This window comes from Palleronia aestuarii (assembly GCF_003253995.1).
Classification (GTDB): Bacteria; Pseudomonadota; Alphaproteobacteria; order Rhodobacterales; family Rhodobacteraceae; genus Palleronia; species Palleronia aestuarii.
In genome coordinates this window covers 1-13362 of record NZ_QKZL01000014.1, presented here as the reverse complement: position 1 = coordinate 13362, position 13362 = coordinate 1, and the positions used below count along the sequence as shown (strand labels likewise).

Sequence of the window (13362 nt, the reverse complement as noted above, 5' to 3'; positions counted from 1 at the left end):
ACACCGGAACACCGGAACACCGGAACACCGGAACACCTGCAAGTGTGCACACTTTCAGGTGTTCCGGTGCGTACGCTTACTTGCCTTTAGGGCGGGTGGCGATCGTCGGCTTCCGCCGGCTCTGGAAGAGCATGTCGATCGCCTCTCCCAGCAGGGCCTGCACAGAGCTGTCTTCGGCGAGGGCGATCTCGCGCAATTGTCGCGAGACGGTCGGATCGAAATAGCCTCCGACATGCTTGGTCGCTTTTCGCGACGGTCTGGTATGCACCGATGCGGGGGCCTCGTTCCGCTCCGGCGGTGACGCATCTTCCGTCTTTACGGGCGCGGGGGCGGGCTTGGGTTTCAGGGCGGCTGCGAACTTGTTGCTCATGCTGCGCCCCTCTCGAGTTCGCGTGTGCGCATGTTCAGGTGTTCACACATGAACGCATGAAGGTGTGCCGCTTCCTGCGCGGCCTTGCCGTCCGGTTCGTACTCTTCGGCCGATTGCCCGCTGATGAGCGCGCGGGAAAAGGCGACCCGCTGCTTCAGGCTTATCGGGCATACGCCCACATCGAGCCCGGAGATCGCGTCGGCCGCTTCCGTGGCCTCGTTGCCTTGGGGGGCGACTGCGTTCAGGACCACGAAAATCGGCTTACCCGTCGTCTTCACCAGGTCGAGCGTGTTGCTGATCGCCTCGATGTCGAGGATCGCCGGGCGGCAGGGGACCAGGATCAGGTCGGCCGCCTTCGCGGCTTCCAGCGCGGCGCTGTCGGAATGGGGCGCCGTGTCGATGATCAGAAGATCACCCTCCATGTCCTTCACCCGTCGGATTTCCTGCGACAGACGGCTCGCATGGGCGGAGAGGACCACGGGCAGCTCCGCTTCCCGGCGATCGCTCCAGTTCGCGGCCGAGGCCTGGGGGTCGAGATCGATGATCGCCGTGTTGCGGCCCGCAAGGGCCGAGGAGGTTGCGAGGTGCAAGGCGAGGGTCGTCTTGCCGGCCCCGCCTTTCTGACTGATGATGGCAACGGTTTTCATGACTGCTCCTTCGTGTGCGCGGTTTCACGTCTTCACGTGTGCACACTATCACGAATGCAGATGACGCGACGATCGAGGTCAGCCATATGGGCGTTTGGACTTCGTTCTGTGCTCTCGGTGTAACGCCGCCACTGCTGACGTTTCCGTGCCAATGCGTAAGGGAAATCAAATCGCGGCATGGTGGGGTGGGCCATCCATAACGGGGCCAGCTCAGTTTCTCCTCCGGACACAGCGTGCCCAGCCGACTCTCAGGCTTCTCTCCCTCACCCCTTATACAACACATCCTCGCCGGTGACGGGCCGCAGGTTCATGTCCTCGGGGCCCTTGATCAGCACCTCCACTTGGACGCCCTGGCCGTCGCGGGCGGTGGGCAGGTCGGCGCAGGCGATCCAGAGGCGGAGGCGGTAGAGGCCGGGTTCGAGCTCGGCGCCGAGGACGAGGGAGAGCGGCACGGGTTCCCCCTTGCGCCCCAGGGATCGGCCTCGCGGGTCTCGGTGCCGATGGCCTGGCCCTCGAGCCAGCCCGAGAAGGTGCAGGGAAGGGCAGAGATGGTGCCGGTCCCGAAGCGTATCTGCAGGTCGGCGGCGAGCTGGTGGCGGCCGGCCTCCGTGGCCCGGAGCCAGCCTTGCAGCTCGATTCCGGCAGGCCCCGCGTGGCGCACGCCACGATCCGCGAGGTCGTCGAGCTGGATCGGGCCGCCGGTATAGACGAAGCCGCCGATGCTGTCGGTGGGGATCTCGCCCAGGGGCTGGCCCTGGGTCGGAGCTGCATGCGCCACGGCGATGGCGCCGGGCGCGAAGCTCTCGGCCTCGGTGGGGGTGTCTATTGGTGGAGGCGGGGGTTCGGAAGCAGTCTCCGGGGCTGGGTCGGCCGCGTCGGCTCCCGTACCCGGGGTCGGCATGGCCGTGTCCTCGCCATCTGTGTCGGTGGCGGATGGATCGACCACTGCGCCGCTCCCGTCCCCGAGCCTCTGCAGGAGGGCATCGAGCTTGGCCTCGATGCGGTCGAGTTGGTCCTGGCGGTGGTCGTCCGGGATCGCGCCAGGAGCGGCCTCCTGAGATCCCGACGGCACCAGGGAGGCGAGGATCAGCGTCGTGGCGAGGAGGGTGGTTCGGGACGGGGTCCTGGGCGTCATGGCGTCTCCTTGGGGTCGGACGGGGGGTAGGTGTGGGGTCCGCGGCCCGCAGGGTGCCGAACGGATCGGTCGGGGCGTTCGGGTCAGTCTCTATGCGCAGCCCCTCGAGGGGGCGGCCGGGGGCGAGCGGACCGGACGGGGGCGTGGCAATCTCCAGGCCTGTCCGCGTCGCGGGGTCCTCGTAGCGCGCGCCCGGCGACGGCAGGGGCGCGTCGGACGGTGCCGTCTCCCCGCCCAATGTCGCGGAGAACGGACCGCCCGTGTCGGATCGCTCGACCAGCGGACGGGCCATGAGGGTGGCGAGCGCGACGCCGGTCATGATGACGGAATACCGGAACACACGGTTGGTGGACCAAGCGCGCGGGATCGCGGCGAGGAGCCGGCCGAGGGTACGGAGGGCGGCGCCCAGGGGGTAGGGCAGGGACCTCACGCGGTCGCCCCTTCGCGCGCCGTGGGGGTGTCGCCCGCCAGCACGATGGCCCGGGCCGCGTCGATATCGGCGGCGGTGACGGTCTCGAGATCAGTGCGGGCGCGGGTGGCCTGGCGCATCACCCGGCTGCCCTGCACCTCGCGGGTGCGCTCCCAGAGCGTGCGCACCGCGCGGCCGTTGCCAGGGTCGCGGGCATTGGCCAGCGCCGCGCAGGCCGGGGTTCGAGTCGAGGAAGCGGCGCATGGGACCCGGGTAGCCCGCGACGACGACGCAGAGCCGGTCGCGGTGGTCTTCCATGAGCTTCAGGAGCGTGTCGATGGCCTCGGGGCCGAAGTCCCCGCCGCTGCCGCCCGAGGGGGTGAGCGTGTAGGCCTCGTCGATGAAGAGCACGCCGTCGAGCGCCTGCTCGACCGCGGCGCGGGTCTTCGGCGCGGTCTGGCCGATATACTGGCCGACGAGATCGGCGCGGTCGACCTCGACCATATGGCCCGCGCGCAGGTAGCCGAGGCCTGCAAGGATCTCGCCCATGAGGCGCGCCACCGTGGTCTTGCCGGTACCGGGATTGCCGGTGAAGACGCAATGCAGGCTCGGCCCCGGCCCGGGCCGCGGTCCGCCGAGCCCGTGGGCGCGGCGCTCGGCCTCGACCTGCAGCAGGTCGACGAGGCGGCCGACCTCGTCCTTGACGCCCTCGAGCCCGGTGAGGGCGTCGAGCTCTCCCAGGGCGCGTGTGAGGCGCTCTGGAGGGCTAGCGGCAGGCTCACGGCGAGGATCGGCACCGTGAAGACGGCGATGGCCTCCAGGGTGGCCAGGAGGACGTAGAGGACGAGGGCCGCCAGAACCAGGACGCCCCAGGGGTTCACGGAGCCCCTCCGGCGGGGCGGGAGAAGGGATCCCCGGGTTTGGTCCCGGCGCGGTCTCCGATCGTGGCAGCCGCGCTCGGCCGTTCCCCCCTCACCTCACGAGGCGCGCCGCGCGGGACGCGCCGATTGGGCCGGTCTGCCCTGCGCTGCCGCGTCCGGCTGGAACCGCGAGGGCGCGACTTCCACGACCATGTCGGGGCGGCGGAAGTAGATGGCCCGGCCGCAGCGGAGCGGCTTGGCACCCCGGGTGATGACGAAGGCCTCGTCGGCGCGGGTGTCCTGCAGGAGCTCGTCGGGCTTGACGAGGCTGCGGCGCATCTCCGAGCGGTTGGCCGAGCGTCCGGCGCTGGCGGAGGTGGCGCCGCCCCAGCGGCCGGAGGTACCGCGGGTGTCGCCCTCGCTCGCCGCGACGACGCCGTGCTCGCCGCAGACCTGGGAGAGCTCGCCCGCGGTCTCGGGGTCCTGCAGCGCGGCGTAGAGGCGCCAGGAGGTGCCGTCGGCCCAGGCGCGCGCCCCCTCGCGGCCCCATTGCTCGTTGAGCTGTCCCTGGGACTGGTAGAGCAGCAGCAGCGTCAGGCGGTATTTGCGCCCGGCATCGCGGGCGGCCTCGAGGAGCGCCATGGGCCCGAGGCGGGCCACCTCGTCGAGGAGGAACAGGATGCGGCCCTTAACGGCGCCATCGGCCTCGTAGGCGGCGTTCAGAAGCGCGCCGATGACGACACGCCCCAAGCCCGGCGTGGCCTGCAGCACCTTCAGCGGGATCTGCACGAAGATTGTCAGGTTGCCGTCGCAGAGCTCGCGGGTCTCGAAGGCGTCGCCGGAGACGAGATCGGCATAGGCGGCGGTCGAGAGCCAGCGGGTGGCTTGGCTCGCATTGGCGTAGACGCCGGAGAAGGTCTCGTCGACGAGGCCCATGAGGGTGCCGGCGAGATCGCGGGCCAGCGCCGATGTGGAGGTGGCGTGGATGGTTTCGAGCTTGCCGCGCATCTCCGCCTCGGGCGTGACGAGTACGCGGCGGAGCTGGCGCAGGGTCTTGTCGCGGGGGGTGAGGCCTTTGTCCCAGAGCAGGTCGGCGAGCAGGCAGGCGATGAGGCTCTGCCCCATGTCGCGGAAGAACTCGGCGCTGCCCGCCCCGGTCCCGCGGGCAGGCTCGCCCACGAGCCAGGTCGCCACAGCCTCGACATTGGCTTCGGCAAGCGGCGATCCCACGTCGATCCAGTCCAGCGCGTTGAACCCATTCATGGGGGAGCCACTCGTGGCCAACCCGGTCTTGGCGGACCCGTTTACGGGACGCGGACCGAAGGCCGCTCCCCGCGGGTCCCGGCCGCCCGCGGCGGGATCGAGGGTGACCACGCGGTGGCCCATGCGGGTGCGGCGGGTCTCGCCGAGCATGGGCCCGATCTCGCGGGAGGGATCGAGTACGACGGCCGAGCCGGTCCAGGTCAGGAGCGTGGGAATGCCGATGGCGGTGGTCTTGTAGCCGCCCGAGCCCGCGAGGACGAGGCCGTGGGTAGGCCCGGTGCGGCAGGGATCGACGAGAAGCGGCGCGCGGCCCCCCTGTCCCCAGGTGGCGCGGTCCTCGGGATCGAAGGGGACCATGCCATCCCCGGTCCCCCCGGAGCCTGCAAAACCCCCGAACCCGCCCCGCCGCCGCACGGCGCGGTCCTCGTCGACGCGGTAGGCCTCGCCCAGGACGATGCCGCCATGGACCGGGTCGGGGCCAGGGAAGAGGCGCCTGGCCTCGCGCAGCAACAGCCAGTCGGCATGGCCGTGATTGTCCGACCGCGCCCGGGTGCGCGCCCCGGCCTTGCCACTGCCGGGCAGGGGGCTGCGCATGACGTGGGCCCCGACCCCGATGGCGGCGATCCCGAGCACGGTGGCGATGACATAGGCGCCCGGGATGCGGCCGACGATCTCCAGAGGCGGCACCAACCCCACGAGGGGGGCGAGGGATGCCCAGGCGGGCCAGAGGGTGAGGCCGAGAGCGCCCGCGACCCCGAGAAGGCCAGCCACGCCCATGGCGGGGGAGGCCCATTGGCGGACATGCAGCCCCACGGCGATGGCCATCAGGAGGATCGGCCCGAGCAGCCCCGCGGCGGGCCAGAGCGTGTAGGCCACGCGGTACTCGATCCCGCCGCGATCGAGGCCAGGCGCCAGCAGCACCAGATCGCGCCAGAGCGCAACCGAGGCCTGCAGGGCGACCCACATGAGCCAGACCGGCCAGAGCTGGAGGATCAGCCGCAGACCCGCGCGGCCGAGATCGTAGGTCAGACGCCCGAACACCTGCGCGCTACTCCGCCGCGTCGGGGGCGGTGGGCGCTGCGGCAGGGCGCGTCCCGTCCGGCGTCATGGCGTCTCCCGGGCGCTCCGTCCCGGAGGTCTCGATCGGTATGGAGGGACTGACTGGTGCAGAAGCGGACCCGGCTTCCGCCGCTCCGTCCGGCGCCCCTCGACCCCCCGCGTCCCCCTCCGCCACCGGCCCCACGCGGGTGAGCGTCCCGCCCAGTTCGTCGGCGGCCTGCCTGGCGTCGTCGTAGATGGCGAGCCCTTCCCAGTGCCGCAGCACCTTGGACCAGCGGAAGCCCAAGCCGCGCAGCCGCGCGGTGACGAGCGCCGGCTGCGCGCCCGCGAGCGCGAGGATCAGCGGCTCGGTCTCGGCCTCCCGGGCGCGGGTCTCGCGATCGAAGGCGCGGCCGCCCGCCGCTTCCCAGCGCGCCCGCTCCGCCGGGTCCCCGAGCCTTCCGGCTACCTCCAGGAGCGCCCCGTAGAGGGCGTTGGCCTCCAGCTCCCCGAGCCCGGCCTTGTCGACGAGCCCGCCGGCTTCGATGAGGCGCCTTGTGCGGGCCTTGCGGGCCTCCTCGCGGATCTTCGCCTCCTCGCGCTGCAGCCGGGCACGCTGCTGGTCGAGCCGGGCCTGGCGCTCGGCGAGGCTGGTGCGGGCCATGGGGGTCTCCTTCTGGATCGAGGGCGCATGCATGCGCGCCGAACGGGGGGCGCCGGGCCAAAGGTTAACGGCGCCGGCAGCGCATGGCGTCCCCTCCCGGCAGGCACAAGAGTGAATGTTCTGGATATGTCCAAACGGTCACCCGTCACCGGAACCGGCTTGCTGGCCGTGCCCCCTGCGGCCGCCAAGAGGTCTTCCCTGCGGCCGCCCGGGTGCCTCACCGGCACGAACCCACTCGTATCTCGGCAACCCACCTGTCTCTCCGCAGAGCCGACCCGCTGATCCGGCGCACCGCCCGCGCCACCGGCGTCTTCTGTCTCCCCGACCCCTGCCACAGGGACTGCCTTGCGCCCTCACGCGTTTCCTCCCCACGTGGTGCCCACCGGCCCGGCCGGGTTCTGCCGCGGCGAGGCTCCGAGCCGAGGAGGCAGACGCAATATGCATTCTGGCGAATGCGGCTTGCGCTCCTTGTCGGAGGGGGATCATGATCCCCGATGGCCATCGCCTTCGCCCGTGCCCGTTATCTCTCCCGCTCGACAGGCGGCTCGGCCGTGCGCTCGGCATGCTACAACGCGCGGGTGGCGATCACCGACGCGCGGACGGGCGAGCGGTTCTCCTTTGCCCATCGCGAGGCGCCCGAGCATCACACGGTTCTGCTGCCCGAGGGGGCGGAGGCCCGTCTCGGCGACAGCGCGGTGCTCTGGAACCTCGCCGAAGGGGCGGAGCGGCGTAAGGATGCCCAGGTGGCGCGCGAGATCGTGCTGGCGCTACCGGCCGATGCCGGGCTCACCCATGACGACCACGTGGCGCTGGCCGAGAGCTTCGCCCGGGCGCACTTCGTCGCCCGAGGCCTTGCCGTGCAGATCGACATCCACGCGCCGCATGCCGGCGAGGGCGGGGAGAGGGTCGGTCGGGCCGAGAGGCTTACGGCAGCGCAGGGTGCGGAGCTTAGCACGGGGCAGGGCGCCGTCATTCTCCCCGGGCCGGACGGGTCGTCCGAGAGCGAGCGGACCAATCCGCACGCGCATCTGCTGATCACCACGCGGCGGGTGGAGGGCGACCGGCTCTCGGCGAAGAAGGCGCGCGATCTCGACCCGGCGGTGCGGACGCTCGGCGGGCGGTCGGCGGTGACGGATGGCGACCGCTGGGGGGAGCTGTGGCGGGCGCACCAAGACGCGTACTTCGCCGCGCACGGGCTGGAGCTCCGGGTCGACGCGCTCACGGCGGTGCCGGGGCAGCATGTGGGGCCGGTACGGATGCGGGTGCCGGGCTCGGAAGCGGTCGCGCGGGCCGAGGAGAACGCCCGCGCGGCGCGGGACCCGGACCGGGTGCTGGAGGCACTCACGCGGGGCAATGCGAGCTTCACCGAACGCCGAGCTCGACCGGCATCTCGGGAAGCACATCTTCGACGCGGACGAGCACGATGCGGTGAAGGCTCGGGTGCTGGGCCGGATCGACGTGCTGGCGCTCCACGACACCGAGACGGGGCGCGCCGTGGGGCGCTACACGACGCGCGGGGTCCGCAACCAGGAGCGTGCGGCGCTCGCGGACGGGGCGGTCGTGGCGGCGGGACGGCACCGGGCGCTGAGCGCGGCGGCGCAGGGCGCGGGGCTGCGCGGCCGGACGCTGCGGGAGGACCAGAGGTCGGCCTTCGACCACGCGGTGGGGGCGCGGGGGCTGGTGCTCGTCGAGGGGCGGGCGGGGACCGGCAAGAGCTACACGCTCGGCGCCATCCGCGACGCGCATGAAGCCGCGGGCTACGCGGTGGTGGGGCTCGCGCCCACCAACGCGGTGGCGCAGGACCTGAAGGCCGACGGGTTCGGCCGGAGCGCCGGCGCGAGCCGAAGCGCTGGCGCGAACCGAACTGCAAGCGATGGACCGGGGCCGGGCCCCCTCCGGGAGGGCCGGGCGGCGACGGTGCATTCGGAACTGTTCCGGCTGAAGAACGGACACGTGTCGTGGGACGCGCGCACGCTCGTGGTGGTCGACGAGGCGGCGATGCTGGATGCGCGGGTCACCGGCGAGCTCCTGGCCGAGGCGCGGCGCAGCGGGGCGAAGGTCCTCTTCGCGGGCGATGACCGGCAGCTGGCCTCGATCGAGCGCGGCGGGCTCTTCCCGGAGCTGAAGCGCCGGCACGGCGCGGTGGAGATCGTGCAGGTGACGCGGCAGCGGGTGGACTGGCAGCGGCAGGCGGCGCGGGACCTGTCGGAGGGGCGGACCTATGACGCCATCGCGGCCTTCGCCAACAATGGCGCGCTGCACTGGTCGGGGCGGCAGGCGGGGGCCGAGGAGGCGCTGGTGGCGCGCTGGCGCGCGGACAGTGCGACGGACCCGCAAGCCACGCGGTTCGTGTTCGCCTATACCAACCGGGAGGTCGACGCGCTGAACGCCCGCCTGCGGGCGGTGCGGAAGGGCCGCGGCGAGCTCGGGGACGACGTCCGGCTCGAGACGACGCACGGGGCGGCGGACTTCGCCGTGGGCGACCGGGTGCAGGTCACCGAGACGCTGCGCACCGCCCGGCTCTGGAACGGCAATGCCGGGGTGATCACCGGGATCGATGCCGACACGGGGCGGATCACCGCGCGGCTCGACGGCGCGGGGACAGAGCCGGGGCGCGAGGTGAGCTGGCGGGCCTCGGAGTTCACCGGGTTCCGGCACGGCTATGCGGGGACGATCTACAAGGGCCAGGGCAAGACGATCGACCACACGTACCTCTTGCACTCCGCACATTGGCGGCAGGCGTCCTCCTACGTGGCGCTGACGCGGCAGCGCGAGAGCGCGCGGGTGTTCGCGGCCACCGAGACGGCGACCGACCTCGGCCAGCTGGCACGGCAGATGAGCCGGCGCGAGGTGCGCGCCGCCTCCATCGCCTGGGCCACGCGGGAGGAGCTGCCGGAGTTGCGTCCGGCAGAAGGGGTCAGACCGGCGGCGGGGCCGGCTGGGACGGGGCAGGGGGAGACCAAGCCGACGGCGGAGAGGTCGGAGGGTCGGGTCGCACCCGCCGCGACGGGATCGGCGCGCTGCGCCAAATGCCGACGCGCCGCGCTGGCTGATCCCGCCGCGGGACAGCGCGGAGCGGATCGACCCGGGGGAGCGATCGGCGGCCGTCGCTGCCGAACCGAAAGTGCAGCGAGAACGGGAGGCGCTCGGGGATTGCCTCCGCGGTGCCTACCGCAATCCGCGAAAGGCCCGGGCACGGCTCGTCGACCTCGTGAAGACGCACGGCACGACCTCGGCCGCCCGGCGGATTGAGGCCGAGCCGGAGCAGCTCGGGCCGCTCCTCGGGCGCACGGGGCTCCTGGCGGGTCGGGCGGCCCGGCAGACCCGGGCGCAGGCCGCGCGGGTGGCCGAGGCGGTGGGGTCCGTGGTCCGGCGCATCGGGGAGGTGGAGAGCGCTGCCGCGCGGAGCTACGAGGCTGGGGTCGCAGCGCGGCGGGTGGCGGAGGCGACAGGCGTGCCGGTGCTCTCGGAGAACGCGCAGGCAGCTGTGCGGTCGCTTCGGGCAGTAGAGGCCCCGGATGCGCGGTCTCTCGTGTAGGCGCGTGCCTGGGCCTTGGGCGGCGCTGCAGGGGGACGCTGGGATCGCCAACGAGCTGGCGGGGTTCGTGCGGGCCTTGGAGGCGCGGTGCGGGCGATGGATCGGCGGCGGGGCCGGGGTGGCGGAGGGAGGCGGTCTGCGGGTCACGGGGATCGGTCGGGAGACGCTCGCCGGGATCGGCCGCGCGGTGCAGGCGGTGCGGCAGGGCGAACGGGCGGCCGCCGCGGAGGGGCAGAGGCTGGCGGAGGGTGCGCGGATGCGGACGGGGCCAAGGATGGGGGCGTGATCGCGCGGTGGAATGGCGGATCGGCGCATCGATCCGTTCTCCTTGCTCGACAGCTATGCGGCGGGGGGTAATACTCCGACTGACCTCGTTCGAGCAGCAGAAGGCGGACCTGACGATGGCGTACGATCCCACGGATCCCGGTCCGGTCCTTGCGAGCCACGACCCGAATTGGAAAGCGCGGTTCGAGGCCGCCGCCAGTCAACTCCGGGCGCTCGGCGAGGGCACGATCCTGGACCGGGAACAGGCCGCTCTGCGCACCCGCCTGGTCGAAGAGAAGGGCGCGGCCTACCTGGCGAAGCACCAGAATGCCTGGGAACGCGACGCGTTCCTGCGGGACCAGCACGTACCGCCCTTCATCGGGCCGGAGCCCGGGCAGATCGATATCCCCGTGCCGTCCCCGCCGCACGACGCGAGCCCCGAGGAGATGCTGGCCCATTACCAGCGCTTCCACAGGCTGGCCTACGATCTGGAGCACTATCTCGAGCTTGAGCCTGCCATGGACTGGGAGGGTGGTCTCTTCGCCGAGACGCTCGTCGACGGACGGACGCGCGAGGTGTTCGACGCGGAGATCCCGCTCGAGTGGGGGTCGGTGCCGATCCGGGCGCGCTTCGCGGTCGAGGCCTGGGACGACGTCGTGCATGTCTGCGCCCTGCAGCGGCCCCACGGCGACGAGGTAGTGGCGGGCGTGCGAAGCGATGACCTCCTTGTCGCCGGCTAGGCCGCTGAGCGGTACCTGCCCAATACCGGGCGCCTCGCAGCGCTCCTGCGTACGTCCCGCCGGCGCCTGTTCCTCTACACTACGTTCACGCCCTCCCGGCACGGCCCGTACGCGCAGCCCGTCCGGGGCCACGAGGTGCGCTGGTCCCGGACCGGCCGGCTCGAGACGGTCGATCTCGGCACGCGGGACGCCACGCCCTGGCTGCGCGAGGAGGCGCTGAAGCTCCACCCGGAGCTCTGGCACGCCGTTATCGCGGTGGAGGCAAAGCGGGGCAGGGGTGAAGTCCAATGGTCCTGAGCTGAGCAAACCTAAGGGACAGGGCAGAGATTGGCGTCGTGCATGGCGCCGCAAGCGCGCATTCCGAAACCTAGGCCCGGTGTCATCTACGGCTTAATGCCGGAATTGCTCCAAATCGCCGGACAGGTTATGTCCTTGATGAAGAAGAACAAGAAGCGAGAGCAGCAGAGGGCAAACAACCCCGCAAAAAGAAACCCCCGCGAGGCGGCGACCTACACGGGGGGTTAGAACCAAGGGACTGCAATCCCTGAATGGCCACTATCTCTAGGCCCGGTTCTAGTCCCTCCCGAAACGACGAGCAAGTAAAAACGCACCTGTGCGAACAGGGAGATCGTGTGTCGCAGCCTTGCCTCACCCCGAGGACAGGCCATGAACCCAGAGCAACCGGACCGACACGACCAACGGAAAGCCCTCTATCGCGCGGCCAAGGATGTCACCTACGTCTTGAAGCTCAGACCGGGGCTGAAAGCCCTGCTGGACGTCCTGATCGACCACATCCCGAACGGGGCCCCGCGCCCCGTCAGCCCCGCCGCCATGCAGCGCCTCGCCGACAAGCTCGGATGCGAGGATCGGGCCATCCGCTACCGGATCGCGAGGCTGGTCCGTCTCGGGCTCGTTACCAACCGCTGTCTCGCCAATGGCCGGCGTCACGTCCAGCGCGCCCGGACCGGGACGATCGTCCACGTCGCCGGGATCGACCTGTCGCCCTTGCTCGACACCGCCTGGGACTGGGCCGACCGGGCCGCGGACAAGAAGGACGCCTACGCTCGGCGTGCGCGGCTGCGCTTCCAGATCTCCGAGAAGCGGGGTGCTTTGGTCCGGGCGTTCCGGGGCGAGGAGATGCCGGCCGATTTGGAGGCGCTGTGGAGCGGCCTCCCGAGGGACATCGCGAAGCTGGGCCTCGCGGCCCTGGAAGTTCTCGTGGACAAGGTGGACCGCCTGATCTCCGTGACCCTGGCTGACCAGAAAAGTTTTGCCGGTCAGCCGGAAGAGTGCGACCGGGCATACATTACAGATCAAGGACAGTCAGAATCCTGTAATCCGGCGATGCCTGCCGGGAAGAGGGCCCAAGAGAAACCACCGCGCCAGACGCCCAGATGCGGGCTCGAGCATGTGAGCTTGCGACAAGCTGTGATGGCCGCACCGGACGACTGGCGGATCGAGATGGAACGGCACGGCCGTTCGTCGTGGCACATCCTTGCCGGAATCGCGTATCAGCGGGCACGGGCCCTCGGGGTTTCCCCCTCCGCTTGGGCGCTAGCGCAGAACGCCGTGGGCACCAACGGGGCCGCGATCATCGTGATGATGGCTGACGCCAAGAGCCATGCGCGGGGCGGACCCGTCCGCTCGGTCGGGGGCTGGGTGCGGCGCATGGCGGAGAGGGCCGAGAAGGGCACCGCGACCCTCCATCGAGCTCTGTTCGGGCTGCTGCACGAGGAGGCGGTCCCGTGTTAAGACTCGCGGTGGCCACCGTGCTCTTCCTTTATAGGGACGGGGCTCGAACGAGAGCTTATCGTGGTTGGGGTTCGGCACAACGCCGGGCATGTTTGCTCCCTGCTTCGGCTGGAAGGCGACTAGGATGTAGCCACCGCTGCAAAACTGACCCGTGAGCCGATTGCAATCTCACCCACTCCGGTAACGTAGCCTCCAGAACTGAAACGAGGGCTAGGCATGATCGGAGCGGATATGGCAAGAGAGATCCGTATGCTGACCGCTCTGCCCTCTGAGAACTGGGCTGTTCTCAACTGGAATTCGGGCTATGCGGGTCCTGACCCGGCAAACTCGTCCAAGCTGAGCGCGAATTTTCGGGCACATTCCTGACAGGAGAGGAGTGCCCCGATGCCGAAGAAGAAGTTCACCGACGAGCAGATCGCTTTGCGTTGAGACAGGCGGAGGCCGGCACGACGGTCGGCGAGATCTGCCGCAGTTCGCGCATCGCGCGGACGGGGTGGCGGAAGCCCCGTTCTACCGCTGGAAAAAGATCTACGCCGGGATGGGCGGCGAGCCATTGTGCGCCATTGGTTCGAGAACAATGGCGAGCGAGATCCGGCAGCTGAAGCGGCTCGAGGAGTGAGCCCGCGAACGCCACCGGTTCGAGAGAACGGACGAACAACGGCAAGCTCAAGCGCCTCGTGGC

The 13362-nt window shown here is 70.9% G+C and carries 15 protein-coding genes and 1 pseudogene; 8 read left to right on the top strand and 8 right to left on the bottom strand.

Annotated features, from left to right (window positions below; all coding sequences use genetic code 11):
• Positions 1-76: 76 nt before the first annotated feature.
• From LX81_RS14280 to LX81_RS23535, 5 genes are all read right to left on the bottom strand, one after another.
• Positions 77-370, bottom strand: coding sequence for a ribbon-helix-helix domain-containing protein (locus LX81_RS14280; RefSeq protein ID WP_111538004.1), 294 nt, complete (start codon positions 368-370; stop codon positions 77-79).
• Entirely contained in the window at positions 367-1017 is a 651-nt protein-coding gene (locus LX81_RS14275) for a nucleotide-binding protein (RefSeq protein ID WP_111538003.1), read from the bottom strand. The genes LX81_RS14280 and LX81_RS14275 overlap by 4 nt, the downstream gene beginning before the upstream one ends.
• A gap of 328 nt (positions 1018-1345) precedes the next feature.
• Positions 1346-2152, bottom strand: coding sequence for a hypothetical protein (locus LX81_RS14270; RefSeq protein ID WP_111538002.1), 807 nt, complete (start codon positions 2150-2152; stop codon positions 1346-1348).
• Positions 2153-2578: 426 nt separating this feature from the next.
• Positions 2579-2719, bottom strand: coding sequence for a hypothetical protein (locus LX81_RS23150; protein WP_505804916.1), 141 nt, complete (start codon positions 2717-2719; stop codon positions 2579-2581).
• Positions 2673-3167 carry an AAA family ATPase gene (locus LX81_RS23535; RefSeq protein ID WP_272939489.1) on the bottom strand — a complete coding sequence of 165 codons (495 nt, stop codon included), beginning with the start codon at positions 3165-3167 and terminating at the stop codon, positions 2673-2675. Before LX81_RS23535 ends, LX81_RS23150 begins: the two co-directional genes overlap by 47 nt.
• On the opposite strand from LX81_RS23535, the gene LX81_RS22860 reads away from it, so the two are divergent.
• Positions 3162-3401: a hypothetical protein gene (locus LX81_RS22860; protein ID WP_234822621.1), complete on the top strand. Its 240-nt coding sequence runs from the start codon at positions 3162-3164 to the stop codon at positions 3399-3401. The genes LX81_RS23535 and LX81_RS22860 overlap by 6 nt on opposite strands.
• Positions 3402-3538: 137 nt before the next feature.
• Here LX81_RS22860 and LX81_RS22260 read toward each other — a convergent pair whose 3' ends face one another.
• Together LX81_RS22260 and LX81_RS14255 are read right to left on the bottom strand one after the other, a co-directional pair.
• Positions 3539-5725: a type IV secretory system conjugative DNA transfer family protein gene (locus LX81_RS22260; RefSeq protein ID WP_170133955.1), complete on the bottom strand. Its 2187-nt coding sequence runs from the start codon at positions 5723-5725 to the stop codon at positions 3539-3541.
• A 7-nt stretch (positions 5726-5732) separates the two neighbouring features.
• Positions 5733-6386 (bottom strand): conjugal transfer protein TraD, encoded by a 654-nt coding sequence (locus tag LX81_RS14255; protein WP_111538000.1) that lies wholly within the window; start codon positions 6384-6386, stop codon positions 5733-5735.
• 494 nt (positions 6387-6880) lie between these two features.
• Here LX81_RS14255 and LX81_RS22520 point away from each other — a divergent pair, with 494 nt between their 5' ends.
• The 7 genes and pseudogenes from LX81_RS22520 to repC all read left to right on the top strand — a co-directional run bounded on the left by LX81_RS22520 (position 6881) and on the right by repC (position 12680).
• Positions 6881-8134 (top strand): MobA/MobL family protein, encoded by a 1254-nt coding sequence (locus tag LX81_RS22520; protein ID WP_211322776.1) that lies wholly within the window; start codon positions 6881-6883, stop codon positions 8132-8134.
• Positions 8049-8594: pseudogene (locus LX81_RS22855) on the top strand (AAA family ATPase); the annotation flags it as partial. The gene LX81_RS22520 and the pseudogene LX81_RS22855, both read left to right, overlap by 86 nt.
• 916 nt (positions 8595-9510) lie before the next feature.
• Positions 9511-9924: a BID domain-containing protein gene (locus tag LX81_RS23145; RefSeq protein WP_211322775.1), complete on the top strand. Its 414-nt coding sequence runs from the start codon at positions 9511-9513 to the stop codon at positions 9922-9924.
• A gap of 4 nt (positions 9925-9928) precedes the next feature.
• Positions 9929-10210 (top strand): hypothetical protein, encoded by a 282-nt coding sequence (locus LX81_RS14235; protein WP_111537997.1) that lies wholly within the window; start codon positions 9929-9931, stop codon positions 10208-10210.
• Positions 10211-10325: 115 nt separating this feature from the next.
• Entirely contained in the window at positions 10326-10928 is a 603-nt protein-coding gene (locus LX81_RS14230) for a hypothetical protein (protein WP_146259433.1), read from the top strand.
• A gap of 135 nt (positions 10929-11063) precedes the next feature.
• Positions 11064-11225: a hypothetical protein gene (locus LX81_RS22255; protein ID WP_170133953.1), complete on the top strand. Its 162-nt coding sequence runs from the start codon at positions 11064-11066 to the stop codon at positions 11223-11225.
• Between the two features lie 369 nt (positions 11226-11594).
• Positions 11595-12680, top strand: coding sequence for a replication initiation protein RepC (gene repC, locus LX81_RS14225; protein WP_111537995.1), 1086 nt, complete (start codon positions 11595-11597; stop codon positions 12678-12680).
• Between the two features lie 400 nt (positions 12681-13080).
• On the opposite strand, the gene LX81_RS22515 is transcribed toward repC, so the two are convergent.
• The coding region (locus LX81_RS22515) for a hypothetical protein (RefSeq protein WP_211322774.1) at positions 13081-13362 on the bottom strand (282 nt) is incomplete at its 5' end.